Origin of the sequence: Mycolicibacterium chlorophenolicum, assembly GCF_001044235.1 — a bacterium.
GTDB lineage: Bacteria > Actinomycetota > Actinomycetes > Mycobacteriales > Mycobacteriaceae > Mycobacterium > Mycobacterium chlorophenolicum.
In genome coordinates this window covers 43,005-66,884 of record NZ_JYNL01000048.1, presented here as the reverse complement: position 1 = coordinate 66,884, position 23,880 = coordinate 43,005, and the positions used below count along the sequence as shown (strand labels likewise).

General features: G+C 70.1%; 22 protein-coding genes. 12 read left to right on the top strand and 10 right to left on the bottom strand.

The annotated features are described in order from the left end of the window. Positions 1-13 precede the first annotated feature (13 nt). The 5 genes from MCHLDSM_RS19170 to MCHLDSM_RS19150 form a co-directional block, all read right to left on the bottom strand. Positions 14-961, bottom strand: a complete 948-nt coding sequence (locus tag MCHLDSM_RS19170) for a phytoene/squalene synthase family protein (RefSeq protein WP_048471541.1) — start codon at positions 959-961, stop codon at positions 14-16. Next, complete coding sequence (crtI, locus tag MCHLDSM_RS19165; RefSeq protein WP_048471540.1) at positions 958-2,466, bottom strand: phytoene desaturase family protein; 1,509 nt, start codon at positions 2,464-2,466, stop codon at positions 958-960. Before crtI ends, MCHLDSM_RS19170 begins: the two co-directional genes overlap by 4 nt. Further along, positions 2,466-3,551, bottom strand: a complete 1,086-nt coding sequence (locus tag MCHLDSM_RS19160) for a polyprenyl synthetase family protein (RefSeq protein WP_048471539.1) — start codon at positions 3,549-3,551, stop codon at positions 2,466-2,468. The genes crtI and MCHLDSM_RS19160 overlap by 1 nt, the downstream gene beginning before the upstream one ends. 180 nt (positions 3,552-3,731) lie before the next feature. Further along, positions 3,732-5,945, bottom strand: a complete 2,214-nt coding sequence (locus tag MCHLDSM_RS19155; protein WP_048471597.1) for an MMPL family transporter — start codon at positions 5,943-5,945, stop codon at positions 3,732-3,734. Positions 5,946-6,070: 125 nt separating this feature from the next. Next, positions 6,071-7,369, bottom strand: a complete 1,299-nt coding sequence (locus MCHLDSM_RS19150) for a glycosyltransferase (protein WP_048471538.1) — start codon at positions 7,367-7,369, stop codon at positions 6,071-6,073. A 44-nt stretch (positions 7,370-7,413) separates the two neighbouring features. Here MCHLDSM_RS19150 and MCHLDSM_RS19145 point away from each other — a divergent pair, with 44 nt between their 5' ends. The 3 genes from MCHLDSM_RS19145 to MCHLDSM_RS19135 are packed head-to-tail and all read left to right on the top strand — an operon-like array spanning position 7,414 to position 9,324. After that, positions 7,414-8,058, top strand: coding sequence for a TetR family transcriptional regulator (locus MCHLDSM_RS19145; RefSeq protein WP_168440054.1), 645 nt, complete (start codon positions 7,414-7,416; stop codon positions 8,056-8,058). Positions 8,059-8,100: 42 nt separating this feature from the next. Continuing rightward, a complete protein-coding gene (locus tag MCHLDSM_RS19140; RefSeq protein WP_048471537.1) occupies positions 8,101-8,670 on the top strand; it encodes a carboxymuconolactone decarboxylase family protein in 570 nt (189 codons plus the stop codon). Between the two features lie 24 nt (positions 8,671-8,694). Continuing rightward, the gene (locus MCHLDSM_RS19135; protein WP_048471536.1) at positions 8,695-9,324 is read left to right on the top strand and encodes a TetR/AcrR family transcriptional regulator; all 630 of its coding nucleotides are present in this window, start codon (positions 8,695-8,697) and stop codon (positions 9,322-9,324) included. Here MCHLDSM_RS19135 and MCHLDSM_RS19130 read toward each other — a convergent pair. Continuing rightward, complete coding sequence (locus MCHLDSM_RS19130; protein WP_048471595.1) at positions 9,241-10,257, bottom strand: NAD-dependent epimerase/dehydratase family protein; 1,017 nt, start codon at positions 10,255-10,257, stop codon at positions 9,241-9,243. The two genes, MCHLDSM_RS19135 and MCHLDSM_RS19130, sit on opposite strands and share 84 nt — an antisense overlap. A gap of 42 nt (positions 10,258-10,299) precedes the next feature. Between MCHLDSM_RS19130 and MCHLDSM_RS19125 the strand changes: the two genes are divergently transcribed. Then, positions 10,300-11,502, top strand: coding sequence for an NADH:flavin oxidoreductase (locus MCHLDSM_RS19125; protein ID WP_048471535.1), 1,203 nt, complete (start codon positions 10,300-10,302; stop codon positions 11,500-11,502). Here MCHLDSM_RS19125 and MCHLDSM_RS19120 read toward each other — a convergent pair. Then, positions 11,445-12,353, bottom strand: a complete 909-nt coding sequence (locus MCHLDSM_RS19120; RefSeq protein WP_048471534.1) for a sigma-70 family RNA polymerase sigma factor — start codon at positions 12,351-12,353, stop codon at positions 11,445-11,447. The genes MCHLDSM_RS19125 and MCHLDSM_RS19120 overlap by 58 nt on opposite strands. A gap of 142 nt (positions 12,354-12,495) precedes the next feature. Between MCHLDSM_RS19120 and MCHLDSM_RS19115 the strand changes: the two genes are divergently transcribed. From MCHLDSM_RS19115 to MCHLDSM_RS19105, 3 genes are read left to right on the top strand one after another with little or no spacing between them, the layout of a single operon-like run. Next, on the top strand, positions 12,496-14,202 hold the full coding sequence (locus MCHLDSM_RS19115; RefSeq protein WP_407661928.1) for an APC family permease: 1,707 nt from the start codon (positions 12,496-12,498) through the stop codon (positions 14,200-14,202). Positions 14,203-14,262: 60 nt separating this feature from the next. Then, positions 14,263-15,774, top strand: coding sequence for an APC family permease (locus tag MCHLDSM_RS19110; protein WP_048419358.1), 1,512 nt, complete (start codon positions 14,263-14,265; stop codon positions 15,772-15,774). A 9-nt stretch (positions 15,775-15,783) separates the two neighbouring features. Next, complete coding sequence (locus MCHLDSM_RS19105; RefSeq protein WP_048471532.1) at positions 15,784-16,641, top strand: universal stress protein; 858 nt, start codon at positions 15,784-15,786, stop codon at positions 16,639-16,641. A gap of 79 nt (positions 16,642-16,720) precedes the next feature. Here MCHLDSM_RS19105 and MCHLDSM_RS19100 read toward each other — a convergent pair whose 3' ends face one another. Next, positions 16,721-18,217, bottom strand: coding sequence for a gamma-aminobutyraldehyde dehydrogenase (locus MCHLDSM_RS19100; RefSeq protein ID WP_048471531.1), 1,497 nt, complete (start codon positions 18,215-18,217; stop codon positions 16,721-16,723). Positions 18,218-18,341: 124 nt separating this feature from the next. Between MCHLDSM_RS19100 and MCHLDSM_RS19095 the strand changes: the two genes are divergently transcribed. The 5 genes from MCHLDSM_RS19095 to MCHLDSM_RS19075 all read left to right on the top strand — a co-directional run bounded on the left by MCHLDSM_RS19095 (position 18,342) and on the right by MCHLDSM_RS19075 (position 22,302). Further along, positions 18,342-18,863: an Lrp/AsnC family transcriptional regulator gene (locus tag MCHLDSM_RS19095; RefSeq protein ID WP_043406241.1), complete on the top strand. Its 522-nt coding sequence runs from the start codon at positions 18,342-18,344 to the stop codon at positions 18,861-18,863. Continuing rightward, entirely contained in the window at positions 18,860-20,248 is a 1,389-nt protein-coding gene (locus tag MCHLDSM_RS19090; RefSeq protein ID WP_048471530.1) for an aspartate aminotransferase family protein, read from the top strand. The genes MCHLDSM_RS19095 and MCHLDSM_RS19090 overlap by 4 nt, the downstream gene beginning before the upstream one ends. A gap of 87 nt (positions 20,249-20,335) precedes the next feature. Next, on the top strand, positions 20,336-21,334 hold the full coding sequence (locus MCHLDSM_RS19085; protein ID WP_109788883.1) for an SMP-30/gluconolactonase/LRE family protein: 999 nt from the start codon (positions 20,336-20,338) through the stop codon (positions 21,332-21,334). Between the two features lie 122 nt (positions 21,335-21,456). Continuing rightward, positions 21,457-21,756 carry a hypothetical protein gene (locus MCHLDSM_RS19080; protein WP_048471528.1) on the top strand — a complete coding sequence of 100 codons (300 nt, stop codon included), beginning with the start codon at positions 21,457-21,459 and terminating at the stop codon, positions 21,754-21,756. A gap of 243 nt (positions 21,757-21,999) precedes the next feature. Continuing rightward, positions 22,000-22,302 carry a hypothetical protein gene (locus tag MCHLDSM_RS19075; protein ID WP_048471527.1) on the top strand — a complete coding sequence of 101 codons (303 nt, stop codon included), beginning with the start codon at positions 22,000-22,002 and terminating at the stop codon, positions 22,300-22,302. A 59-nt stretch (positions 22,303-22,361) separates the two neighbouring features. Here the strand turns inward: MCHLDSM_RS19075 and MCHLDSM_RS38165 are convergent, their stop codons facing one another. Both MCHLDSM_RS38165 and MCHLDSM_RS19070 read right to left on the bottom strand, forming a co-directional pair. Continuing rightward, on the bottom strand, positions 22,362-22,514 hold the full coding sequence (locus MCHLDSM_RS38165) for a hypothetical protein (RefSeq protein ID WP_156455048.1): 153 nt from the start codon (positions 22,512-22,514) through the stop codon (positions 22,362-22,364). Positions 22,515-22,638: 124 nt separating this feature from the next. Then, a complete protein-coding gene (locus MCHLDSM_RS19070; RefSeq protein WP_048471526.1) occupies positions 22,639-23,787 on the bottom strand; it encodes a metallophosphoesterase in 1,149 nt (382 codons plus the stop codon). Positions 23,788-23,880: the final 93 nt, after the last annotated feature.

The following is a 23,880-nucleotide window of genomic DNA, read 5'->3' as shown; positions in this document are numbered from 1 at the left end:
CGTGGACCACCCGTCACACGCTCCCGTGGCGGATCCGCGCCGCCCAGGACTTGCCGAGGCCGGCGGCCGCGACCACCGCGCGGCGGGGCTTGCCGACGGTGGCGCGCCGGCCGAAGATCTCGAAGTCCATGGCCTCGACGCGATCGAGGATCTCCGAGTACAGCGTCGAGGCGGCCGCGACGCACGGCCGTGACGCCGGCGCCAGCATCCCGATGCCGGGCTTGGCCTTCTCGTAGACCTCGCGGGTTCGCGCGTGCTGTTCGGCGAGCGCGGCCCGGACCCGGTGATCGGTGCGACGGTTGGCCTGGCACCAGCGCAGCAGGTCCCGGTCGACGCCGTGGGCCGCGAGTTCATCGGCGGGCAGGTACACCCGGCCGCGGTGCAGATCCTCGTCGACGTCACGGATGAAGTTGGTGAGCTGGAACGCCGTCCCCAGCGCCGCGGCGTACGGGGCCGCCTGCTCCCGCGGCACGACGGTGCCCAGCACCGGCAGCATCTGCAGCCCGATCACCTCGGCCGACCCGTACATGTACTTCTCCAGCGACGCCCGGTCCGGGTAGTCGGTCACCGTCAGATCCATCCGCATCGAGGCGAGGAAGTCGTCGAACAGATCCCAGCCGATGTCGTACTTGCGCGCGGTGTGCACCACGGCGGTCAGCACCGGATCGTCCCCGCAGGGCTGCTTCTCGACGAGCGCGTTGAACAGCCGGGTGGACAGCTGCTGCAGCTGATCGGCGCGCTGGTCGACGGTGCGCGGGTCGTCGAGGTCGTCGAGGATGTCGTCGGCGAAGCGGGCGAAGCCGTACAGCGCGTGCACGGCGGGACGCTGCCGCGGCGCCAGCAGCCGGGTCGCGAGAAAGAACGTCTTGCCGTAGCGGGCGTTCAGCGTGCGGCACTGCCGGTAGGCCTCCCGCAGCGACGGGTCCCGGACACCGGCGGCGTCGAGCTCGGTGTGGATCATGAGCGATTGACCTCCGAGGTGGGCTGGCTGGCGTGCACCCCGGTGATGCGGTCCGCGGCGAGCCGCCCGGACAGGATCGCGGTCGGCACGCCGACACCGGGGACGGTGGAGGAGCCCGCGAGCACGACGTTGTCGACCCCGCGGACGGTGTTGGCCGGCCGGAACGGGCCGGTCTGGGAGAACGTGTGCGCCAGCGCGAACGGGCTACCCGCCGCCATGCCCTGCCGACCCCAGTCGGCGGGGGTCACGACGTGCAGCACCTCCGCGTCCTCCCCGACACCCGGCGCGCGTTTGCGAACGTCATCGAGCATCTGCTCGACGTAGCCCGGGCCGGCCGTGTCCCAGTCGACCACCCCGACGTCGGTGTTGGGCGCGGGCGCGAGCACGTAGAGCAGGTCGCGTCCGGCCGGCGCCAGCGACGGGTCACTGGCGGTCGGGCGGGTCACCAGCAGCGAGGGGTCCCGCATGGTGCGGCCGTCGTCGATGATGTCGCGGAACGTCTGATGCCAGGCGTCGCCGAACAGGATCGTGTGGTGACCGGCGGCCTCGCCGACGGCTTCGCAGCCGACGTGCGCCACCACCGCCGACGGCGCCGCCCGCAGCTTCAGCGGCCGGCGCGGGGTCCGGCGCACCAGGCGGTACGTGTCCGGCAGTTCGGTGGTCAGCACGACCGCGTCGGCGGGCACCCGCCCACCGTCGGCGGTGCGCACCCCGGTGACCCGGGAGCCACTGAACTCCAGCTCGGAAACCGTTGCGTTGTAGATGAATTCGACGCCGGCATCGGCGGCCGAGGCCGCCATCGCGTCGGGCAGCGCCCGCACACCGCCCTGGGGGAAGTACACGCCGGCAACGGTGTCCATGTACGCGATCACCGCGTAGGCGGCCAGCGCGCTCTGCGGCGGCACGCCGGCGTAGAGCGCCTGGAACGTGAACACCCGCAGCAGCCGCTCGTCGGTGATGTAGCGGCGCACCATGCGCTCCCAGCCGCGGAACCCGCCGAGCGCGGCGAGCCGGGCCAGCTGCGGGGTCACCAGGGACAGCGGCGAGTCGAAGTTCGCGCCGATGAACCCGTCGAACTCGGTGAGGTACAGCTTGGTCAGCCACTCGCGCAGCCGCAGGTAGCCGTCGGCCTGCTCCCGGCCGGCGAAGCGCTCCACCTCGGTGGCCATCGCGGCCGCGTCGGTGTGCACGACGACCGCGCTGCCGTCGGCGAAGCGGGCCTCGTAGGCAGGATCGATCCGTTCCAACGGCAGCCGCGCCGCCAGCGAGTCGCCGACGGCGGCGAACGCGTCGTCCATGATGTCGGGCATCGTCAGCACCGTGGGCCCGGTGTCGATCCGGTAGCCGCCGATGTCCTCGCGGCCGACCCGCCCGCCCGGGTGCGCCCCGCGCTCGACGACGGTGACGTCGCGTCCCCGTCCGGCCAGGTGCAACGCTGCCGCGAGACCCGACAGCCCCGCTCCGACGACGACGACCCGGTCCGTGCGCCCGGTGACGGTGCGCATCAGGCGGCCCTCTGGGTGCACGCGACCGCCATGTCGGCCAGCGCCGCCCGGGCGAAATCGGGGATCGCGACCCCGTCGAGGAAATTCAGGGCGCGGGTGTGCCGCTCGGCGATCAGCTGCTCGATCCACTGCACCGCACCGCTGGCCACGATCAGGTTGCGCCAGTGATCCGCGGCGTCACCGTCGATGTGCGGACGGTTCATCAGGTCGAAGAGCTGGTCGCGCAGCGGTCCGTCGGCCAGCTCGTAGGCGGCGACGATGACGCTGGTGGCCTTGCGCTCCTCCATGTCGGTGCCTGCGGATTTGCCTGTCAGAGAGGGGGTTCCGAACACGCCGAGGATGTCGTCACGCAGCTGGAACGCTTCTCCGATCGCGGCGCCGTAGCCGGAGAGCGCGTCGATGACGGCGTCGTCGCACCCGGCCATCGCCGCTCCGATCTCCAGGGGCCGACGCACGGTGTAGTTGCCGGATTTTCGACGGAGCACGTCGAGAACCTCCTCGAGTGTGGGCAGGGTGTGAGAACTGTTGACCAGATCGGAGAACTGGCCGATGGCCAGCTCGGTGCGCATGTCGTCGTAGCGGGGCCACACCCGGGCCAGGGCGTGCTGGCCGACGCCGCTGCGGCGCAGCATCTGCTCGGCCCACACCAGGCACAGGTCGCCGAGCAGGATCGCCGCGGACTCCCCGAACCGGTCGGCCGAGCCGGCCAGCCCGCGGTCGCGGTGCCACCGGCCGAACGAGACGTGCGCCGACGGCCGCGCGCGGCGCAGCGGCGAGCCGTCCATGACGTCGTCCTGGATCAGCGCGAACGCGTGCAGCAGCTCCAGGCTGGCCGACGCCCGCAACGCCGCGGCATTCTCGTCGGCCCCGCACAGCCAGCCCACGTACATGAACGTCGACCGCACGTACTTGCCGCCGTCGAGGAACCCCGACAGCAGGTCACCGGCGACGTCGACGTTGGCGGCCGCGAGTCTGTCGAGGCAGTCGCTGCGCACGAAGTCCGCCAGATGGTTGCGCACGCCCGCGCGCAGGTCGTCGCGCCAGGCACCCAGGCTGGTCGCCGTCGGCACTCTCGCGCCCGACATGACCAGGTGTGTTCCCGCCCATTCGCCGTCCCTCAAGCTCACACTCCTCCTGGTGGTGCGTCCGGCTCGACCGCCGCGGCATCATCGATTCGTTGCGACCCCGATCCCGGATTGGTCGGACCCGAAAATTTCCCCCCGGGCTGTCAGTACTTCACAGCCAAGCACGTCCGGGGCGCGCTTTCACCTCGCATGTGACGGTCTGATGCGTTCGTGCAGGCTCGCCAGCGGCGCGGGCGCCCACCAGTTCCACCGACCCATCAGATGCATCATCGCGGGCAGCAGCACCATTCGCACCACCGTGGCGTCGATCAGCACCGCCAGCGTGAGACCGAGCCCGAACATCCGCATGAAAGAGACCTGGGCGGCGACCAGCGCACCGAACGAGATCGCCATGATCAGCGCCGCGGCCGTCACCACCCGCCCGGTGCGCGCCAGACCGACGGCGACGCTCTCGTCGTTGTCCGCGCGGGTGCGCCCGCTGGCCAACCACAGTTCGCGGATGCGGGCGAGGAGGAACACCTCGTAGTCCATCGACAACCCGAAGGCGATACAGAACAGCAGGACGGGCATGTTGGCCACCAGCGTCCCGGTGGGGGTGGTGCCCAGGGCGCCGAGATTGCCGTCCTGGAAGATCCAGACCAGCGCGCCGAACGCCGCGGTCAGCGAGAGCGTGTTGAGGATCAGCGCCTTCAGCGGCAGCACCACGCTGCCGGTGAGCAGGAACAGCAGCACGAACGTCACGACGGCGACGATGCCCAGCACCGCGGGCAGCCGGGCGGTGATGGCGGTGAGGGTGTCGGCGTTGATCGCCGCGATCCCGGTCAGCTCGACGGTGCGATCACCGGGTCCGGGCAGGGCACGGAGGCGGTCCAGCTGCGCGTCGGATTCCGGGGTGAACAGCGGGGTGCTGCTGGCGACGGTGAGGAACGCGACACCCTGGTCCAGGCCGGCACCGGTGGCCGGGGGCCCGACCCGGGTGCCCTCGACGAACGTGCCCGCCGGCGAGTCGACCACCGGGACTCCCGGCAGCAGCGACGCCGACCGGGCGTAATCGGCGAAGGAACTGGGCGTCAACCCGTGGGCGTCGGGCAGCACCACGGTCACCGCGGCCTCGGAGTTCCCCGGGAACTGGGCCCGCATCAGGTCACCGACCTGACGCGACGACGCCGACGTCGGCAGCACCCGATCGTCGGGCAGACCCCACGCCACCTTCAGGAAGGGCGCCCCCAGAGCGAGGAGCAGCACCGTGGTGGCGGCCCCGATCGGCAGCGCCCGCCGGATGACGAACCGGGTGGTGCGGTACCAGAACATCTGGTCGGTCGGGCGCGGCTGGGCACGCGTCGGACCGAGGAGGCGGTGCAGATCGAACGCGTCGAGCCGGGGGCCCAGCGCCATGATGGCCGCCGGCGTCACGACGATCGCCGCGAGCGCACACAGCGCCACCGTCGCCACCCCGGCGTAGGCGAAGGAGGTGAGGAAGTACATGGGGAACAGCGCCATCGCGGCCATCGACAGCGCCACCGTCAGCGCGGAGAACAGCACGGTCCGGCCCGCGGTGACCATCGTGGTGATCAGCGCCTGCTCCCGGTCGGCGCCGTCGGCCATCTCGTCGCGGAAGCGGCTCACGATCAGCAGCGTGTAGTCGACGGCCAGCGCCAGGCCCAAAGCGGTGGTGAGATTCAGCGCGAAGATCGAGGCCGGGGTCACCATCGCCACCAGGCGCAGCACCGACAGCGACCCGACGATCGCCAGCGCCCCGACGGCCACCGGCAGCGCCGCGGCCGGCAGCCCGCGGAACACCCACACCAGCACCAGGAAGGTCAGCGGGATCGCGATCGACTCCATCAGCACCACGTCGCGCAGGGTCTGACCGTTGATCTGGGCGTAAACCATCGCCGAGCCGCCGGCCAGCACGCTCACCCCGCCGTGCCGGGGCGCGATGTCCGCGGCCACCTGGTCGGCGAGGCGCTCAGCCACCCGCGGTGCGTCGTCCTCGCCCCCGGCCAGCTCGGCCACCACGAGGCCGGAGCGGCCGTCGGCGCCCGTGAGCCCCGGTGTGCCCGGAGGCGCCGTCCATGCCGACACCACCCCGACGACCTCGGGGGCGGTCCGCAACAGCGCGACGATGTCCTCCCCGGTCGCGCGGGCGTCGGGGCTGTCCACGCCCGCGGAATCGGTGACGCCGAACACCAGCTGCATCCCGCCCCGGCCGAACGTCTCCATCAGTGTGGTTGTCGCACGGGCGGATTCGGCGGCCGGATCCTGAAAACCCCCGGCGGACAGGCTCGATGCGGCCGGCACGCCGAAGACCGCGCCCGCGACGAGGGCCAGTGCGGCGAGCGCGAGGATGCGCCGCGGCGCGGCGATGGCGGTGAGCGCGACGCGGTGCAGCACGGTGATCCGCTTGCGGTGGCGGCCGCGCAGACCATCGGGGCGGGTCGGGATGGCCATGGTGCCGAGCAGCCTGCGTCACCCGCCCCGCGTGGCGGTAGCGGCGGCGTCAATATGTCAGCGATGCGTCACGGGTTGGCGCAGGTGCGCGTCGGACGCTCGGTCAGCCCGTCGATGACACCGGCCAGGCCGGTGAACCCGGGTGTGGCGGCCATCTGGGCGGCCAGCCGCTCGGAAGCCTGCCGGTACCGGCTGTCGCGCAGCACCGCGAGGATCTCGCGCCGCAACACGCGCGCCGACGGGTACTCGCTGCGAATCCGCCGTCCGACGCCCGACCACGCCACCCGCGCGCCGACCTCCGGCTTGTCCTCCTTGCCGCCCGTCGCGACGATGGGCACACCGAACCGCAGCGCGTACTGCACGCCGCCGTAGCCGCCGTTGGTCACGAAAACCGAGGTGCGCGGCAGTAATTCGTCGTAGGGAAGGTAGGTTGCGGCCCGCGCATTGGGCGGGAGGTCGGGCAGCGTGTCGAGTGGCCGCCCGCCGGTGGTCACCGCCACCACGACGTCCTGGTCGGCGAGCGCCCGCAGGGTCGGGACGATCAGCTGCTCGTAGTCGAGGTTGGCGAACGTGCCCTGCGTGACGTGCACGACCGGGCGGCGGCCGTCGAGATCGGACCACCATTCCGGCAGCGGCGCCTGCGATCCGGTCGCCGAGAGCGGCCCGGCGAAGTGCAGCGCCTCGGGCGCATCCGACATCGGGTACTCGAACGCCGGCACGGTGAACTGCACGAGCGCGTCGGCGCGCCGGCCCCAATCCACCAGCGTGTCAGGCATGTCGACACCGTGCTGGGCGCGGTGGAGATCGTCGATCAGGGCGTACGGCCTCCGCAGCACCCGCCGGTTCACTCGGGCCAGTGCCGCATTGCGGGGCCGGTTGAGAACCCGCGCAGGCGCCAGTCCCATTCCGAACGGCGCGGTGTCGCGACTCTCGATGCACAGCGGGAGCACGCCGCACTGGACGACGGCGGGCCGCTCGGGCCGCCGATGGTGCAGGAGGAACGCGGCGCCGACGAACGCGGGGTCGGCGAGCACGGCGTCTGCCGGTTGCTCGGCGAGTGCCGCCACGAGCGCGCCGTACTGCGCGCGCGCCGGCCGCGCGAAGACGTGCTCGATGTCGAAGGCGATCGCGCGGGCCCCCTTGAGCCGTGCCCGCTGAGGGAAACTGCCGGTGAGGTTTCGCTCGTCGTAGTCCGCCTCCGCGGGCAGCGGCACGAACCGCGCGCCCGTCGCGGCGACCTTGTCCGCGAACCGGGAGCCGGTGACGAACCGCACGTCGTCGCCGCGGGCGACGAACTGAGCGGCCACCGTCAGCAGAGGGGTCACGTGCCCGTGCACCGGCACGCTCCCGATCACGATCGATGCCATGTCGCCTCCCTGCAATCAGCTACTTCGTGGTAGTATTCATTACTGTGTCACCCAAGTCAATATCTCGCACGTACCGATCGGAGCTGCGCGAGCAGCAGGCGCAGGCCACCCGGCAGCGTGTCCTCGAGGCCGCGGCCGAGCTGTTCGCCGCCGATGGCTACGCCCGCACCACCATGGCGAAAATCGCTGCGGCAGCCGGTGTCTCGGCCGAGACCGTGCAGGGGCTCGGACCCAAGGCCGCGCTGATGGTCGCCGCGATCGAGGATGTGGCGTTCGGTGTGACCGGCGACCAGAACATCCTCGACCTCGACCCCGGCCGCGCTCTGCTGACCATCGAGGACGTCTCCGAGGCCGTCGACTTCGTCGTCGCGGTGCAGACCGACATCCACGAACGGACGGCCACGCTGTACCGGGCCCTCGCCGCTGGGGCGGGCGCCGACCCCGTCCTGGACCGGTACCTGTCCGACCTGACCGCCGGGGTCGGCCGGCAGCTCCGTCGGGTCGTCGACGTGTTCCGCGACCGCGGCTGGGTGCGCACCGACGTGGCCTACGACGAGGTCGTCGAGACCGCGGTGGTGCTGGCCGGCGTCGAGACGTTTCTGCGGTTCACCCATCGCGACGGGCACAGCGTCGAGGCATTCCGGCAGTGGCTGCGCCGGATGCTGCGGGAGACGGTCTGCGCGCGGTGATCCCGGCTGTCACACAACGCGATGCTGCGTCGTCTCCCCGGTATGACCACACGTATCGAACCCGTCCCCGTCCAACGTGCCTCCCTGCTGACCCGCCTGATGTGGCGCTACGCCCGCCGCCGCTTCGGCGAGGTCCCTGAACCGTTCGCCGTCTACGCCCACCACGGCGGCCTGCTGATGACGGCCGCCGCCCACGAGGGCATGCTCGAGCGGGCCTCGACGACACTGCCGGCCCACGTGCGCGAACTGGCCGTGTACTGGACCGCGCGCCAGATCGGCTGCTCGTGGTGCGTGGACTTCGGAGCCATGCTGATGCGCCTCGAGGGCCTGGACCTGTCGCGGCTCACCGACATCGACGACTACGCGACCTCACCGCTCTACTCTGACGACGAACGGGCGGCGATCGGCTATGCCGCGGCGATGACCACCGACCCGCACACCATCACCGATGAGCAGGTGGCCGACCTGCGCCGCCGCTTCGGCGACAAGGGTGTCATCGAGCTGACCTACCAGATCGGCGTCGAGAACATGCGGGCCCGGATGAACTCCGCGCTCGGCATCACCGAGCAGGGCTTCGCCTCCGGTGGTGCGTGCCGGGTCCCGTGGCGGTGACGCCTCAGGTGTTTCAATCGTCGGATGACCCGCGATGAGCATCCGGCCGGTGCAGGCGGGCGACCTCGTGACGCGACGATCGACGAACGCGTGCTGGCCACGACCCGCGAGTTGCTTCTCGAGGTCGGCTGGGACGACCTCAGTGTGCGGATGGTGGCGACCCGGGCCGGCGTGGGCCGCGCCAGCCTGAGCCGCCGCTGGACCTCCAAGGCCGAACTCGTGCTGCACGCGATTCTCGGCGAAACCCCGGACCTGACACCGTTTTCCGGCACCGACCTGGCCGGCTGGGTCGAGTGGGTGGTGCGCGGCAGCCATCAGCTGTTCCACCGGCGCGACGTCAACGAGGCGGTGCCGGGGCTACTGCTGGCGCTGCGCGAGAACGACGATATGCGAAAAGCCTTGTGGGCAAACTTCAGTACGCCCGCGGTCGCACTGTTCGCCGAGCATCTGGCGGCCGACACCCCGGCCCGGCGCCGGCGTGCCGAGCTGGATGCCCGCGCGGTGCTGGTGATGGCCGCCGGGGCGGCGCTGTTCCTGAACACCGTCGCCGTCGAGGACGATTCCGAGGCGCTACGGCACCGGATCGCCGAGCTGCTGTCGACGAGCATCGGCGACACTCCCCCGCACCGAGGCGATGATCGCCGCACGCGGTGACCGCCACTGCATCCCGAGATCGCGCAGCGTCGCGGTGTCGTCGGTGGGTGTGGCCGCCAGCAGCAGGGTCGCCGCCTCGTAACTCAACCCGTCGGGCACGGCGACGTGGCGTGCGAGAACATCGGTGGCGCGGGCGGCGGCGAGTAGCACGGGTGCCGGCACCGGAACCCGGTGGATCCGCCGGCCGAGACCGGTCTGCAGCGCGTCGATCATCTCGTCGAATCCCAGCAGTTCCCCGCCGCACACATAGCGGCGCGCGCCCTGGCCGGGGCGCATCACCCGGGTGTGCACCTCGGCGACGTCGCACACGTCGATCATCTGCATGCCGCCCCGTAGCCGCGGCGCGATAGCCCAGCGCACGATCGGCGCCCACCCGCGTTCGGTGACCCCCGGCGCGGTGCCGAACGCCGGACCGACGACGCTGGACGGATAGGTCACGACGACGGGGGCGCCGTCGTCCTGCAACCGGCGCGCGACCCGGTCGGCGTACGCCTTGGTCTTGGCGTAGGCGCTGCGCCCCACCGCGGTCGGGGTCTGCGGTGAGATCACGCCGTCGGTCGGCGGGAAGAGCGCACTGTAGCTGCTCACGGTCAGCACCGGGTCCAGCCGACGCTCGACCGCCCGACGCAGGATCGCCTCGGTCGCGAAGGCGTTGACATCCCACATCAGCCGCACCCGACGCTCGTCGGTACCGACGACACCGGCCGCGTGCACGAGCGCCTCACTGCCGTCGAGGAACGCGACGACGTCTGCCTCACAACAGATGTCGCCGACCGTCACCGCCACCGACCCCGCCGCGCGCAGCCGGTCGAGCACGGGCGCACCCGCCTCGCCCGGCGGCACCAACAGGCGCAGCCGATGGCCGGCCGCCAGCAGAGCGCGCGCCGTGTGCGCCCCGACGTACCCGGTTGCCCCGGTGACCGCGATGTCCAGTGTTCCCGCCTCCTCGCCCGCGGGTGCTACATTACGATGCCAATGGCATCGATACAAGCATTCCGCCCGGCGACCCTCGGCCCCCTGACGCTGAAGAACCGGTTCATCAAGGCCGCCACCTTCGAGGGCGTGATGCCCCGCGGACAGGTCAGTGCGGCGCTCGTGGACTTTCACGCCGAGGTGGCCCGCGGCGGCGCGGCGATGACCACGGTGGCCTACTGCGCGGTCTCCCCCGGCGGCCGGGTGCACCGTGACACGATCGTCCTCGACGCCGAACGTGCCCGGCAGTTGCGCACTCTCACCGACGCCGTCCACGCAGAAGGGGCACTGGCGTGCGCCCAGATCGGCCACGCCGGACTGGTGGCCAACACGCTGTCCAACCGGGCGTCCACGCTGGCGCCGTCCACCCGGCTCAGCGCGCCGGCGATGGGTGTGGTCCGTGCCGCGACGGCTCACCAACTCGACGGGGTCGTCGACGACTTCGGCGCTGCCGCAGCACATGCCGTGGACGCCGGGTTCGACGCGATCGAGATCCACATGGGGCACGGCTATCTGCTCAGCTCGTTCTTCAGCCCCAACCTCAACCGGCGCACGGACCGCTACGGCGGCGACACCGCCCGTCGGGCCGAACTCGCGCGCCGGGTCGCCGAGCGGGTGCGCCGCACGGTCGGCGACACCGTCGCCGTCACCGCGAAGTTCAACATGGACGACGGTGTGCGCAAGGGCTTCTGGCTCACCGACAGCCTGCCCACCGCGCGGCTGCTGGAGAGCGACGGACATCTCGACGCGCTGCAGCTGACCGGCGGAAGCTCACTGGCCAACCCGATGTACTACTTCCGCGGAGATGTCCCGCTCGACGATTTCATCGCGTCCCAGCCACGCGCGGTCGGGCTCGGACTGCGACTCATCGGCAAGCGCATGTTCCGCGAATACCCTTTCACCGAGGCGTTTTTCGCCCCACAGGCCCGCCAGTTCCGGGCGGCACTGTCGATGCCACTGATCCTGCTGGGCGGCATCAACCGGATGGACACCGTGACCGCGGCGCTCGAGGACGGCTTCGCGTTCGTCGCGATGGCCCGGGCACTGTTGCGAGAACCCGACCTGATCAACAGATTTCGCGAGGGGACGGCCACCGAGGGTCTGTGTGTGCACTGCCAGAAGTGCATGCCGACCGTCTACAGCGGAACTCACTGCGTGGTGCGCAGCGGCGAACCGGTGAACTTGTCCGGGTTGGCGATGTCGTAGACCGCCACCACCCGCCCGTCGCGCACCGTCAACGCCTGGATCCGGGGTGCGATCGCGGGCCCGTGCGCATCCCCGTCGTCACCCCGGGAGAAGACGCCCAGCTCGCCGTTGACCAACCCGAGCTCGCCGCTGGTGAACAGCCGCGCCCCATAGCGGCGCGCCAGCCCGAGCAGGAACCGCGCCACCTTGTCCCTGCCGCGGATGACCTGCGGGGCCGTCGGCGCCCGCCGGTTCGCGTCGCCGGTGAACGTGACGTCGGGATGCAGCAGCGCCACCACCGCCTCCAGATCGCCGGCCGCCATCGCCGCCATCAACGCACCGACCACCTCGTCGTGCTCAGCGGCCGGCGGCGGCGCCGCAGAGACGGCGCGCCGCGCCCGCGACGCGAGCTGCCTCGCCGCGGCGGGCGTCGCACCGAGCACGTCGGCGATCTCGTCGAAGGGCACCGCGAATCCGTCGTGCAGCACGAACGCCACCCGCTGGTCGGGCGTCAGATTCTCCAGCACCACCATCGCCGCGAAGCGGGCGTCCTCCCCGGCCACCACGGCGGCCAGCGGATCGTCGCCGTCGAGCGTCGTCACCACCGGCTCGGGCAGCCAGGTGCCGGCGTACGTCTCACGCCGGCGGGCCGCCGACCGGAGCCGGTCGAGCGCCAACCGGCTGACCACCGTCGTGAGCCAGGCCCGCAGATCGACGATCGCGGTATCAGCCCGGGTGGCACGGTGCGCCGACCAGCGCAGCCACGCGTCCTGCACGACGTCCTCGGCGTCGGCGAACGTGCCGGTGAGGCGATAGCCCACGGCGAGCAGGTAGGGGCGCAGTTCTTCGAACTCCTCGACCCGCGCGGTCATGACATCGAGCGTAGTACCCACCGAACGCAACGAAATCCGAAGCTGTGAGGTTGCTGAATCGACGGAATCAGTCAATAGTGATCGGGTTCACAACCGATTCCGACTGATTTCGACCGAGGAGGGCCCCGTGGTCAAGCACGAAGTGATTCACGGCGAGGGGACCGTGGAGAGCAAGGGACTCAAGGGCGGCGCCCTCGGCCTGGTCTCCAGCATCGTGGTGGGGATGGCCTCGACGGCGCCGGCCTACAGCCTGGCCGCCACGCTCGGCCTGATCATCGCCAGCGGTGGCGCGCTGCTGTCCGGGGTGAAGGCGCCTGCCATCGTGCTGATCTCCTTCATCCCGATGTACCTGATCGCGGTCGCCTACCAGGAACTCAACAAGGCCGAACCGGACTGCGGCACGACCTTCACCTGGGCGTCGCGCGCCTTCGGCCCGGTCGTCGGCTGGCTGGGCGGCTGGGGCATCATCGCCGCCGACGTCATCGTGATGGCCAACCTCGCGCAGATCGCCGGGGCGTACTCCTTCACCTTCGCCGGGGACCTCGGCTGGGACTCGGCGGCCACGCTGTCTGACAGCACGTTCTGGTCCACCGTCGCCGGTGTCATCTGGATCGCGGTGATGACCTACATCTGCTACCGCGGCATCGAGGTGTCGGCGCGCCTGCAATACGCGCTGCTGGGCATCGAGGTGGTCGTGCTGATCGGACTGTCGATCGTCGCGCTGGTCAAGGTGTACACCCGCACCGCCGAGAGCTACTCGCTGATGCCGTCGCTGTCCTGGTTCTGGCCCGGCGGACTGGACTTCAGCACCGTCATCGCGCCGGCGGTCCTGACCACGATCTTCATCTACTGGGGCTGGGACACCGCCGTCGCGTGCAACGAGGAGTCCGACGACCCCGGCCGCACCCCCGGCAGGGCCGCCGTCATCTCGACCTTCCTGCTGCTGGCCACCTACGCGCTGGTGAGCGTCGCGGCCGTCGCGTTCGCCGGTGTCGGCACCGACGGGATCGGGCTGGGCAACCCGGACAACTCGGCCGACGTGTTCGCCGCGATCGGACCGGATCTGTTCGGCGACAGCGCTCTCGGGCACATCGGGATGCTGCTGCTATCGGCGTCCATCCTGACCTCGGCGTCGGCGTCCACGCAGACCACGATCCTGCCGACCGCACGCACCACGCTGTCGATGGGCGTCTACCGCGCCCTGCCCGAATCGTTCGCCAAGATCCACCGGCGCTACCTGACCCCGACCACGTCGACCATCGCGATGGGCGTGGTGTCGGCGATCTTCTACGTGCTGTTCACCGTGATCAGCACCAACCTGCTGACCGCGCTCATCGGCTCGGTCGGCCTGATGATCGCCTTCTACTACGGGCTGACCGGCTTCGCCTGCGTCTGGTTCTACCGAAAGACGTTGACGCGCAACACCCGTGACCTGGTGATGCGCGGGGTGGTGCCGCTGCTGGGCGGCATCGTGCTCCTCGTGGTCTTCGTCTACGGCCTGCTGCAGTACGCCAAGCCGGACTGGCTCACCGACGACGACGGCAACAACGTGACCATCTTCGGCGTCGGCGCCGTCGCGGTGGTGGGCATCGGCGCGCTTGTCCTGGGCCTGGTGCTGATGGTGGTCTGGCGGTTCATGTCGCCCGACTTCTTCAAGGGCGTCACGCTGCCCCGTCGCAGTCACGACCTCGTGCTGGAGACGGTGCCCGACCAGGAGGCGGCGGTGCCCCGCTTCGGTCTGCCCGACGCCGGCGACGTGCCCACGATCATCGCCAAGGATCTGTCCAACCTGCCGCCCGGCGAGAAGGCGATCGACCCGCTGACCGGCCAGGAGTACACCAAGAGCTGACGGCTCACAGGTTTTTCGCACTGCCCTGCCAGGAGGCTCGCAGGACCGTATATTGCGCGCATGGCAATCACCTCCGAACCGTCGACCCCTGCTGTCGGCAGCAAGGGGCTGCAGGCCGGTGCGCTCGGCCTCGTCGGCAACGTCGTCATCGGTCTGGCGGCGGTGGCGCCGGCCTACAGCCTGGCCGCCACGCTCGGCTACGTCGTTCTGGAGGTCGGCGAGAAGGCGCCGTCGATGTTCGTGCTGGCGTTCATCCCGATGCTGCTGGTGGCGTTCGCCTACAAGGAGCTCTCGCAGGAGACCCCGGACTGCGGCACGACGTTCACCTGGGGCACCAAGGCTTTCGGCCCGTGGATCGGCTGGATCGGTGGCTGGGGGCTGGCCGTGTCGGCCATCATCGTGCTGGCCAACGTCGCCGAGATCGCGGCGATCTACCTGTACAACTTCCTCGGCCTCGACGATCTGGCCGACAACACTTTCGCCACAGTCGGATTGGGATGCTTCTTCATCGTCTCGATGACGCTGGTGTCGGCCCGCGGCATCGTCGTCAGCGAGCGGGTGCAGAACATCCTGATCGCCGTGCAGTTCGGCGTGCTGATCATCGTCAGCGTCATCGCGCTGGTTCGGGTGTTCTCCGGAACCGCTGGCGCGCAGGCGATCAGCCCTCAGCTGTCGTGGCTGTGGCCCAGCGGATTGGACACGTCGTCGATCGCCGCGGCGGTGATCCTGTGCATCTTCATCTACTGGGGCTGGGACGCGTGCCTGGCCGTCGGTGAGGAGACCAAGGATCCCGGCCGGACGCCGGGCATCGCCGCGGTCATCACCACGCTGATCCTGGTGTGCACCTATGTGCTGGTGGCTTACGCACTGCAGTCGTTCGCCGGATTCGGTGAGGTCGGTATCGGGCTGAACAACGCGATGAACTCCGACGACGTGCTCACCGTGCTCGGCGAACCGGTGGCGGGCACGATCGCCGCGTCCGCGCTGCTGCTCACCGTCTCGGTGTCGGCGCTGTCGTCGACGCAGACCACCATCCTGCCCACCGCGCGCGGCACGCTGTCGATGGCCGTCTACGAAGCCATCCCGAAGCGGTTCGCCAACGTGCATCCGCGCTACATGACGCCGGCGTTCGGCACGATCGTGATGGGTCTGGCCGCGCTGTTCTTCTACCTGCTGCTGAAAGTGTTGTCGGAGAACGCCCTCGCCGACTCGGTGGCCTCCCTCGGACTCGCGGTCGCGTTCTACTACGGCATCACCGCGTTCGCCTGCGTCTGGTACTTCCGCCGGACGCTGTTCAGCTCGGTGCGAAACCTCTTCTTCCGCGGCATCTTCCCGCTGCTGGGCGGCCTCGCGATGGCGGCGGCGTTCGTGATCAGCGCCAAGGACATGATCGCGCCGGACTACGGCTACACCGCGTTCGGTCCCATCGGCGGGGTGTTCGTGCTGGGGGTCGGCATGCTGGTGCTCGGCATCCCGCTGATGCTGGCGTGCTTCGCGTTCGGCACGAAACGCTTCTTCCGGGGCGAGACGCTCAACGCATCCACCGAAGTCCAAGTACCCGACGTCTACTGAGGAACCGCCATGCATCTGACCGTCGGCTACCTTGCCACCCCGACCGGCGACGACGGCGTCGCGCTGGCCAGTGCGCTCGCGCGGACCTTCGACGCCAGCGTCGACGTCCTGTTGGTGGTGCGCGAAGAACTGCCCGACGGCCATCCCGGGCGCATGGAATACCAGCGTCTGCTCGTGGAGCGGGGCGAGCAGTGGGTGGCCGGCGCGGTGGCCACGCTGGCGCGCGACGGTGTGCGCGCCGGATCGTCGGTGACCGTCGGAGAGTCGTTCGCGCAGACGCTGATCGGGTTCGCCGAGGAGAAGTCGTCGGACCTCATCGTGGTCGGCGGCGCGCGCGACGGATTCTTCGGCAGGCACACCATCGGCCCGGTCACCGGGGCGCTGCTGCACTCCTCGCCGATCCCGGTGGCGCTGGCCCCGCGCGGCTACGCCGAGGATCCGGACGAGGCGTTCGCGGCGGTGACCGCCGCGGTGCCGACCAAGCCGGGCGACGACAACCCGCTGCCGTTCGCGATCACACTCGCCAGCGCGGCCGGTCTGGGCATCCGCATGCTGTCGCTGGTGTCGGCGGAGAACCTCGCCGAGGCGGGCAGCGCGCGGGAGGTGCGCCAGCTGCAGGTCGCCGCGGCCGAGGAGAACCTCGCCGTCGCGGCGCGCGCGCTGCCCGACTCGCCGGAGATCGAGTCACTGGTCGCCGACGGCATGACGCTGGAGTCGGCGCTGAAGAAGCTCAACTGGGACGACGGCGACCTGCTGGTCGTGGGCTCGTCCCGGTTCGCCGCGCCGCGCCGCATCTTCCTGGGGTCGACGGCCGCGCGCATCCTCGCCGGGGTGGACGTGCCGGTGATCGTGGTGCCGCGCGACTGACGTCCACGAACCGCCGCGGAAGCGCATTCCGGGCTGCGATCCGGCGCGGATCACGACCAGGAATGCTATTCCGCGGGACTCAGCGCTTGGTGAAAATCGTTCGGTGCCAGGGCTTGTCGACCACGCCGGTGATATCGCTCATCACGTGCTTGATCGACAGGTACTCCTCGAGCGAGTACTGGCTCATGTCCTTGCCGAAGCCCGACGCACCGAATCCGCCGTGCGGCATCTCCGAGATGATCGGGATGTGGTCGTTGATCCACACACAGCCGGCGTGGATCTCCCGCGACGCGCGCTGCGCGCGATAGACGTCGCGCGTCCACGCCGAGGCCGCGAGCCCGTAGGCGGTGTCGTTGGCCTGCCGGATCGCGTCGTCGTCGTCGGTGAACGACCGCACGGTCAGCACCGGGCCGAAGATCTCGTCGCGGTACACCTCGGACTGCTCGGACACGTCGGCGATCAGCGTCGGCCGGTAGAACGAACCCGGTCCCTCCGGCGCCACGCCGCCGGTCACGATGCGCCCGCCCTCGCCGGGCGCGCCCGCCACCATGTCGGCCACCTTCGCCCGGTGCGCCAGCGTGATCAACGGGCCGAGATCGGTGTCGGGATCCTGCGGGTCGCCGACGACGATCTTGCCCATCACCTCGGCGACCCCGGCGACGAAGTCGTCGTACACCTCGCGGGCCACGATCGCGCGGGTGGCGGCGGTGCAGTCCTGCCCGGTGTTGATGAGCGACCCGGCGACCGCGCCCTGGATCGCCGCGTCGAGATCGGCGTCGTCGAACACGACGAACGGTGCCTTACCGCCCAATTCGAGCTGGGTGCGGTGCCCGTGCACCGCGGCCGCGGCCATCACCTTGCGCCCGACGGCCGTCGACCCGGTGAACGTCACCATGTCGACGTCGCGATGCCCGGCCAGCGCGGTGCCCACGTCGGCGCCCGCGCCGGTCACCACGTTGAGTACACCGGGCGGCAAACCTGCCTCGCCGGCCAGCCGGGCCAGCGTCAGCGTGGTCAGCGGGGTGATCTCGGCGGGCTTGATCACCACGCTGCAGCCGGCGGCCAGCGCGGGCAACACCTTCCACACCGCCATCTGCAGCGGATAGTTCCACGGGGTGATCGTCGCGACCACGCCGACGGCCTCGCGGCGGATCGACGACGTGTGATCGCCGGAGTACTCCCCCGATGCCTTGCCCTCGAGATGGCGGGCGGCGCCGGCGAAGAAGTCGATGTTGTCGACGCTGCCGGGGACGTCGAATTCGGTGGCCAGCCGGACGGGCTTGCCGGTCTGGCTGACCTCCTCGGCCACAAGTGTGTCGGCGGCCTCGTCGGCGAGCGTGGCCAGCTTCGCCAGCACGGCCGAGCGCTCGGCCGGCGTGGCCCCGGCCCAGCCGGGCAGCGCCGCCCGCGCCGAGCCGACCGCGCGGTCGACGTCGCCGGGCGAGGCCAGCGCCATCTCGGCCACCGGCTCGCCGGTCGCCGGGTTGATCACGGTGTGTGTGGCGCCGCCGGTCCGCACCGGTGCGCCGTCGATCCAGCTGCCGGCCAGATCCCTCGAAGACGAAACCACGGTCATGGCCCACACCGTATCGTCTGATACACGGGAAACGCTACGCATTACCTCAGCTTCGGCGACCTACAACGATTGATTTCATGGTCATGGTTGCTTGAAACGACGGATTCCGTGCACAATCGGAGTCATGGTCAACCCGGGGGTCCCGCACGCCGTCGGCCCCGTCTCGTTCCGTGTCAACCAGTCGCGACCCGGTGCCGCCTTCCAGCTCGACGAGCTCTCCAAGGCGATCATCGAGAAGCTGCAGCAGGACGGCCGCCGTTCCTATGCGGGCATCGGCAAGGCCGTGGGCCTGTCCGAGGCCGCGGTGCGCCAGCGCGTGCAGCGCATGGTCGACGCCGGGGTGATGCAGATCGTCGCGGTCACCGACCCGATGCAGCTCGGCTTCGCCCGGCAGGCCATGATCGGCGTCCGCTGCACCGGTGACACCACCAAGATCGCCGAGAAGCTCGCCGCCCTCGAGTCGGTCGACTACGTGGTGCTGACCGCGGGCTCGTTCGACGCCATCGTCGAGGTCGTGTGCGAGGACGACGACCACCTCCTCCAGCTACTCAACACCCAGATCCGTGCGTTACCGGGAGTGATATCCACAGAGACCCTCGTTTACCTGAAACTCGTTAAGCAGCAATACAATTGGGGAACCCGATGACAATCATTTCCGAAACCGAACAGCAGACCTCGAGCCACCTCGCCGCGACGGCCAAGCGCCATCTGTGGGGGCATTTCGCCCGCCACGGTGCGGACATCACCCCGCCGATGATCACCCGCGGCGAGGGCGTACACATCTACGACGACCAGGGCAAGCAGTACATCGACGGGCTCTCGGGCCTGTTCGTGGTGCAGGTCGGGCACGGCCGCAAGGAGCTCGCCGAGGCGGCGGCCAAGCAGGCCGAGCAGCTGGCGTTCTTCCCGCTGTGGTCCTACGCGACGCCCAGCGCGGTCGAGCTGTCGGAGCGCCTGGCCGGCTACGCGCCGGGCGACCTGAACCGCGTCTTCTTCACCACCGGTGGCGGCGAGGCCGTCGAGAGTGCCTGGAAACTGGCCAAGCAGTACTACAAGCTGACTGGCAGGCCCGGCAAGTACAAGGTGATCTCGCGGTCCATCGCCTATCACGGCACGCCGCAGGGTGCGCTGGCCATCACGGGCATCCCGACGTTCAAGGCGCCGTTCGATCCGCCGACGCCCGGCGGTTTCCGGGTGCCCAACACCAACATCTACCGCGCGCCCGAGCAGTTCAGCAACGACCCCAAGGCGTGGGGACGCTACTGCGCGGACCGCATCGCCGAGGCCATCGAGTTCGAGGGCCCCGACACCGTCGCCGCCGTGTTCCTCGAGCCGGTGCAGAACGCCGGCGGCTGCTTCCCGCCGCCGCCCGGATACTTCGAGCGGGTCCGCGAGATCTGCGACGAGTACGACGTGCTGCTGGTCTCCGACGAGGTGATCTGCGCCTATGGCCGCATCGGGTCGATGTTCGCGTGCAACGACTTCAACTACGTGCCGGACATCATCACCTGCGCGAAGGGGCTGACCTCGGGCTACTCCCCGATCGGCGCGATGATCGCCAGCGACCGGCTGTTCGAGCCGTTCAACGACGGCCACACCGTGTTCGGGCACGGCTACACCTTCGGTGGGCACCCTGTGTCCTCGGCGGTCGCACTGGCCAACCTCGATATCTTCGAGCGCGAGGGCATCAACGCCCACGTCAAGGAGATGGCTCCGGCCTTCCGCGCGACGCTGGAGAAGCTGTACGACCTGCCGATCGTCGGTGACGTCCGCGGCGAGGGCTTCTTCTACGGCATCGAGTTGGTCAAGGACAAGGCCACCAAGGAGACGTTCAACGACGAGGAGTCCGAGCGGCTGCTGCGCGGCTTCCTCACTCCCGCGCTGTGGGAGGCCGGCCTGTACTGCCGCGCCGACGACCGCGGCGACCCAGTCGTGCAGCTGGCTCCCCCGCTGATCAGCGGGCAGAAGGAGTTCGACGCGATCTACGACGTGCTGCACAACGTGCTCGGCGAGGCCAGCCGCCGGATGTAGCTCCCCCTTTTCGCCGAAATTGCATTCCGGCAGCGGAATCTCGAGAGCGCGCATGCTGGAATGCAATTTCGGCGAGACTGGGCGGTGATGAAACCGCCGATCGATCCCGTGCGCTGGCAGGCCCCGCCGGTGCGGTCCCTGCCCCCGTTCCCGAGCGCCGACGTCACGCTGGTTCCTGTGCCGGGCGGCGAGCCCGAGGACGTCGTCACCGACGACGACGGCCGGTTGTGGGTCGGCGCGATGGACGGCAGCATCGTGCGGCTGGAACCCGACGGCACAGCGCCCGTCGTGATCGCCAACACCGGGGGTCGGCCACTGGGTCTGGGCTTCGCGCGCGACGGGCGGCTGCTGATCTGCGACAGCCCCCGCGGGCTGCTGGCCCTGGATCCGGGCACCGGCCGCATCGAGACCCTGGTGGACTCGATCGCGGGCCGAAAGTTGCAATTTTGCTCCAATGTCACCGAGACACCGGACGGCACAATCTATTTCACCGAGTCGACGTCGCATTTCACCGTGGCGAACTATCTCGGCGCGATTCTCGAAGCCCGCCCGCGCGGCGCCCTGCACCGCCTCGACCCCGACGGCACCGTGACGACCGTCGTCGACGGGCTGTACTTCGCCAACGGCGTGACGCCCACCGCGGACGGCACGGCGCTGGTGGTCGCCGAAACCCAGGGCCGACGGCTGTCGACGTACTGGCTGAGCGGGCCGCGGGCGGGTGAGTTCACCCCGCTGGCCGAACATCTGCCCGGGATGCCGGACAACCTGTCGACCGGCCCGGACGGGCGGATCTGGTGCGCGATGGTCACGCCGGCCAACCCGGTCGCCGATCGACTGGCCGCCGGGCCGCCGCCGCTGCGCCAAGCGGTGTGGCGGCTGCCCGCGCGCCTGCAGCCCAAGCCCGTCTCCGTCGTGTGGGTGGTCGCGTTCGATGCCGGCACCGGTGCGGTCGTTGCCGGTATGCAGACCACCCACCCGCACTTCAGCATGGTGACCGGCATGGTGGAACGCGACGGCCGGCTCTGGATGGGCAGCATCGGTGCGCCGTACCTCGGCCGGATCGACGTCGCCGCGACCGCGCTCTGACCCGCTGCGCCGGAGCGGTTCCTGCCAGCGGGCAGCCAATCCCTGCCAGCGGAAATGAACGCGCTGACCTGCTGGTTCTTCAGTGCAGATCACCACGATCGTCACAAGAGAAGAGCAGGACCATGAAGAGCTTCACGATCAGCACCGCCGCCACAGCCGCCCTGGCCGCCGCCGTCCTCGGGCTGGCCGCGCCCGCCCTCGCCGCCCCCACCGGAGGCAACGCCGCCGACACCATCAGCGCGCTCGAAGCCCAGGGCAACCGCGTCATCGTCACCCGCCAGTCCAGCACGCCGCTGGATGAGGCCTCGGTCGTGTCCATCCACCGCGGCCCGATCATGCGCCAGAGCATCCCGATCCCCGATTCCATCGGCAACGGCAGCCGCTCGGTCAGCAGTCAGACCGTCTACGTCACCATCAAGTAGCAGTGACGCGGGGCACCTCCGGACCGGCGGTGCCCCGGCATCACAGTTCGACGCCTCCCAACAGACCCATTCCTGCCAGACACCGTCGAGATCCTGCCAGCGGAAATGAAACTCCGCTGCGGCCGGTTATACCCGGCGGATCGGATGCACACCACGAAATCCGGTCCGGCACATATAACTTCACACAGTCAGAACCGCGCGACTCGTTCCACGGCTCCGACCCGACTTCAGGGGAGAGCACCCATGAAAACCTTCACGATCACCACCGCCGCCGCAGCCGCCCTCACCGCGGGCGTACTCGGACTGGCCGCCCCCGCGCTGGCTGCCCCGTCGGGCGCCGGCAGCGCCGCCGACACGATCAGCGCGCTGGAAGCGCAAGGCAACCGCGTCGTCGTCAACCGGCAGAGCAACGCTCCGCTCGACGAAGCCTCCGTTGTCTCCGTCACCCGGGGTCCGGACGTCCGCCAGTCGGTACCGAACGCCACCTCCAACGGTGACAACAACCGCTCGGTGAGCAACCAGACGGTGTACGTCAACGTGCGCTAGCACGACAGACAGCGTGAAGGGGCACCTCTGGATGGAGGTGCCCCTTTTTGTCGCGTGTCTCAGACTGCGCGCAGCGGCGGCGGGGGGACGGCGGTCCGGGACTGGAAGGACGGGTGCCTGCGCATCGCCTCTTCGATGGCCCGGGCCCGTCGGTCGGCGGCACTGCGGGCCGCATGCGACTTCAGATCGATCACCGTGGCGGTATTCGTCATCATCAACGCCCTTCCGCTGAATGCCTTGGATTTCTTCAGCGTGCCCGGCCCACCTGAGCGTCTTCGTCAGTGTTAGCCGTGAACTTGATGAGAGAAATAACCCAACAGGCCGGGCCGTAAACACTCAGGTGCGTAATGTCAGCACGCTGATGTCCGGCCGCGCGCCCACCCGCAGCGGCGGACCCCAGAACCCCGCCCCGCGGGTGACGTAGAGCTGGGTGTCGCGCACCGTCGACAGTCCGGCCAGGGCCGGCTGCGCCAGCTCGACGGCGTAGTGGAACGGCCACATCTGGCCGCCGTGGGTGTGGCCGGACAGCTGCAGATCCACCTGCCGCTGCACGGCTTCGGCCACCTGAACCGGCTGGTGAGCAAGCAGAACGGTCGCAGTCGCGGGATCGACGCCGCGCAGCGCACGGCCGAAGTCGGGCGGATCGGACCGCGACTCCCCCGCGACGTCGTTGACCCCGGCCAGATCGAACGCCGCCGCCCCGCGCCGGATCCGGGTGTTCTCGTTGCGCAGCACGTGCAGCCCGAGTCGCTCGAGTTCACGCAGCCACGATGCGGTGCCGTCGACGAAGTACTCGTGGTTGCCGGTGACGAAAAACGTGCCCTCCCGGGCGACCAGGTCGGCCAGCGGCGCCGCCGCCGGCCCGAGCTGCTCGACGGTGCCGTCGACCAGGTCGCCCACCACGGCGACCAGGTCGGGCTCGGTCTCGTTGATCATCCGCACGATCCGCTCGGTGTGCGCGCGGCCGAGCAGCGGCCCGAGATGGATGTCGGAGACCACCGCGACCCGGAACCCGTCGAACGCCGGGTCCAGACGCGGCAACCGCACCGGGACCCGCAGCACGTCGGGCGCCCCCATCGCGGTGGTGACGCCGACACCGGTGACACCCACCGCGGCGGCCCCCGCGGCCATCGCACCGGCGCGCGCGAGGAACTGCCGCCGGTCCAACCCGGGCGTCGGCTCTGCCGGTGCCCGGCGCCGCCGCAGCCAGGCCACCAGCCGGACCGGCTCGATGACCAGCAGCGCCAGGAACAGGTAGACCAGGAGGCCGAACCAGACGTAGCCGGGCCAGGCGAACCAGCCCGACTGCTCGATTCCGGTCACCCGCGGCAGCACCAGCGTGAGCACCAGCAGCGCGGTCAGGCCCAGCAGAATCAGCGTGGGGATGCGACGCCACCGGCCCGGTCCGGTGGTGTCCCTGATCGTGCGCAACCAGACGTAGAACGTCATCAGCCCGAGGATCGAGCCGAGAACGAGGATGAACATGGGCGTCCTTTTGCGGGCGGCGCGGGCGGCTCGGGGCGGTCTCCCCAGGGTAGTGATCGCCGCGCCGGCGCTACCCGGAGCAGTCACATTCGA

What these genes read in the sequence shown, in the direction of transcription:
- MCHLDSM_RS19150 (WP_048471538.1), bottom strand. Translation starts at nt 7,369, where the DNA reads ATGGCATCGATCGTGATCGGGAGCGTGCCGGTGCACGGGCACGTGACC.
- MCHLDSM_RS19085 (WP_109788883.1), top strand. Translation starts at nt 20,336, where the DNA reads ATGAAACCGCCGATCGATCCCGTGCGCTGGCAGGCCCCGCCGGTGCGG.
- MCHLDSM_RS19170 (WP_048471541.1), bottom strand. Translation starts at nt 961, where the DNA reads ATGATCCACACCGAGCTCGACGCCGCCGGTGTCCGGGACCCGTCGCTG.
- MCHLDSM_RS19095 (WP_043406241.1), top strand. Translation starts at nt 18,342, where the DNA reads ATGGTCAACCCGGGGGTCCCGCACGCCGTCGGCCCCGTCTCGTTCCGT.
- MCHLDSM_RS19105 (WP_048471532.1), top strand. Translation starts at nt 15,784, where the DNA reads ATGCATCTGACCGTCGGCTACCTTGCCACCCCGACCGGCGACGACGGC.
- MCHLDSM_RS19140 (WP_048471537.1), top strand. Translation starts at nt 8,101, where the DNA reads ATGACCACACGTATCGAACCCGTCCCCGTCCAACGTGCCTCCCTGCTG.
- crtI (WP_048471540.1), bottom strand. Translation starts at nt 2,466, where the DNA reads ATGCGCACCGTCACCGGGCGCACGGACCGGGTCGTCGTCGTCGGAGCG.
- MCHLDSM_RS19100 (WP_048471531.1), bottom strand. Translation starts at nt 18,217, where the DNA reads ATGACCGTGGTTTCGTCTTCGAGGGATCTGGCCGGCAGCTGGATCGAC.
- MCHLDSM_RS19080 (WP_048471528.1), top strand. Translation starts at nt 21,457, where the DNA reads ATGAAGAGCTTCACGATCAGCACCGCCGCCACAGCCGCCCTGGCCGCC.
- MCHLDSM_RS19120 (WP_048471534.1), bottom strand. Translation starts at nt 12,353, where the DNA reads ATGACCGCGCGGGTCGAGGAGTTCGAAGAACTGCGCCCCTACCTGCTC.
- MCHLDSM_RS19125 (WP_048471535.1), top strand. Translation starts at nt 10,300, where the DNA reads ATGGCATCGATACAAGCATTCCGCCCGGCGACCCTCGGCCCCCTGACG.
- MCHLDSM_RS38165 (WP_156455048.1), bottom strand. Translation starts at nt 22,514, where the DNA reads ATGACGAATACCGCCACGGTGATCGATCTGAAGTCGCATGCGGCCCGC.
- MCHLDSM_RS19160 (WP_048471539.1), bottom strand. Translation starts at nt 3,551, where the DNA reads ATGTCGGGCGCGAGAGTGCCGACGGCGACCAGCCTGGGTGCCTGGCGC.
- MCHLDSM_RS19075 (WP_048471527.1), top strand. Translation starts at nt 22,000, where the DNA reads ATGAAAACCTTCACGATCACCACCGCCGCCGCAGCCGCCCTCACCGCG.
- MCHLDSM_RS19090 (WP_048471530.1), top strand. Translation starts at nt 18,860, where the DNA reads ATGACAATCATTTCCGAAACCGAACAGCAGACCTCGAGCCACCTCGCC.
- MCHLDSM_RS19070 (WP_048471526.1), bottom strand. Translation starts at nt 23,787, where the DNA reads ATGTTCATCCTCGTTCTCGGCTCGATCCTCGGGCTGATGACGTTCTAC.
- MCHLDSM_RS19135 (WP_048471536.1), top strand. Translation starts at nt 8,695, where the DNA reads ATGACCCGCGATGAGCATCCGGCCGGTGCAGGCGGGCGACCTCGTGAC.
- MCHLDSM_RS19110 (WP_048419358.1), top strand. Translation starts at nt 14,263, where the DNA reads ATGGCAATCACCTCCGAACCGTCGACCCCTGCTGTCGGCAGCAAGGGG.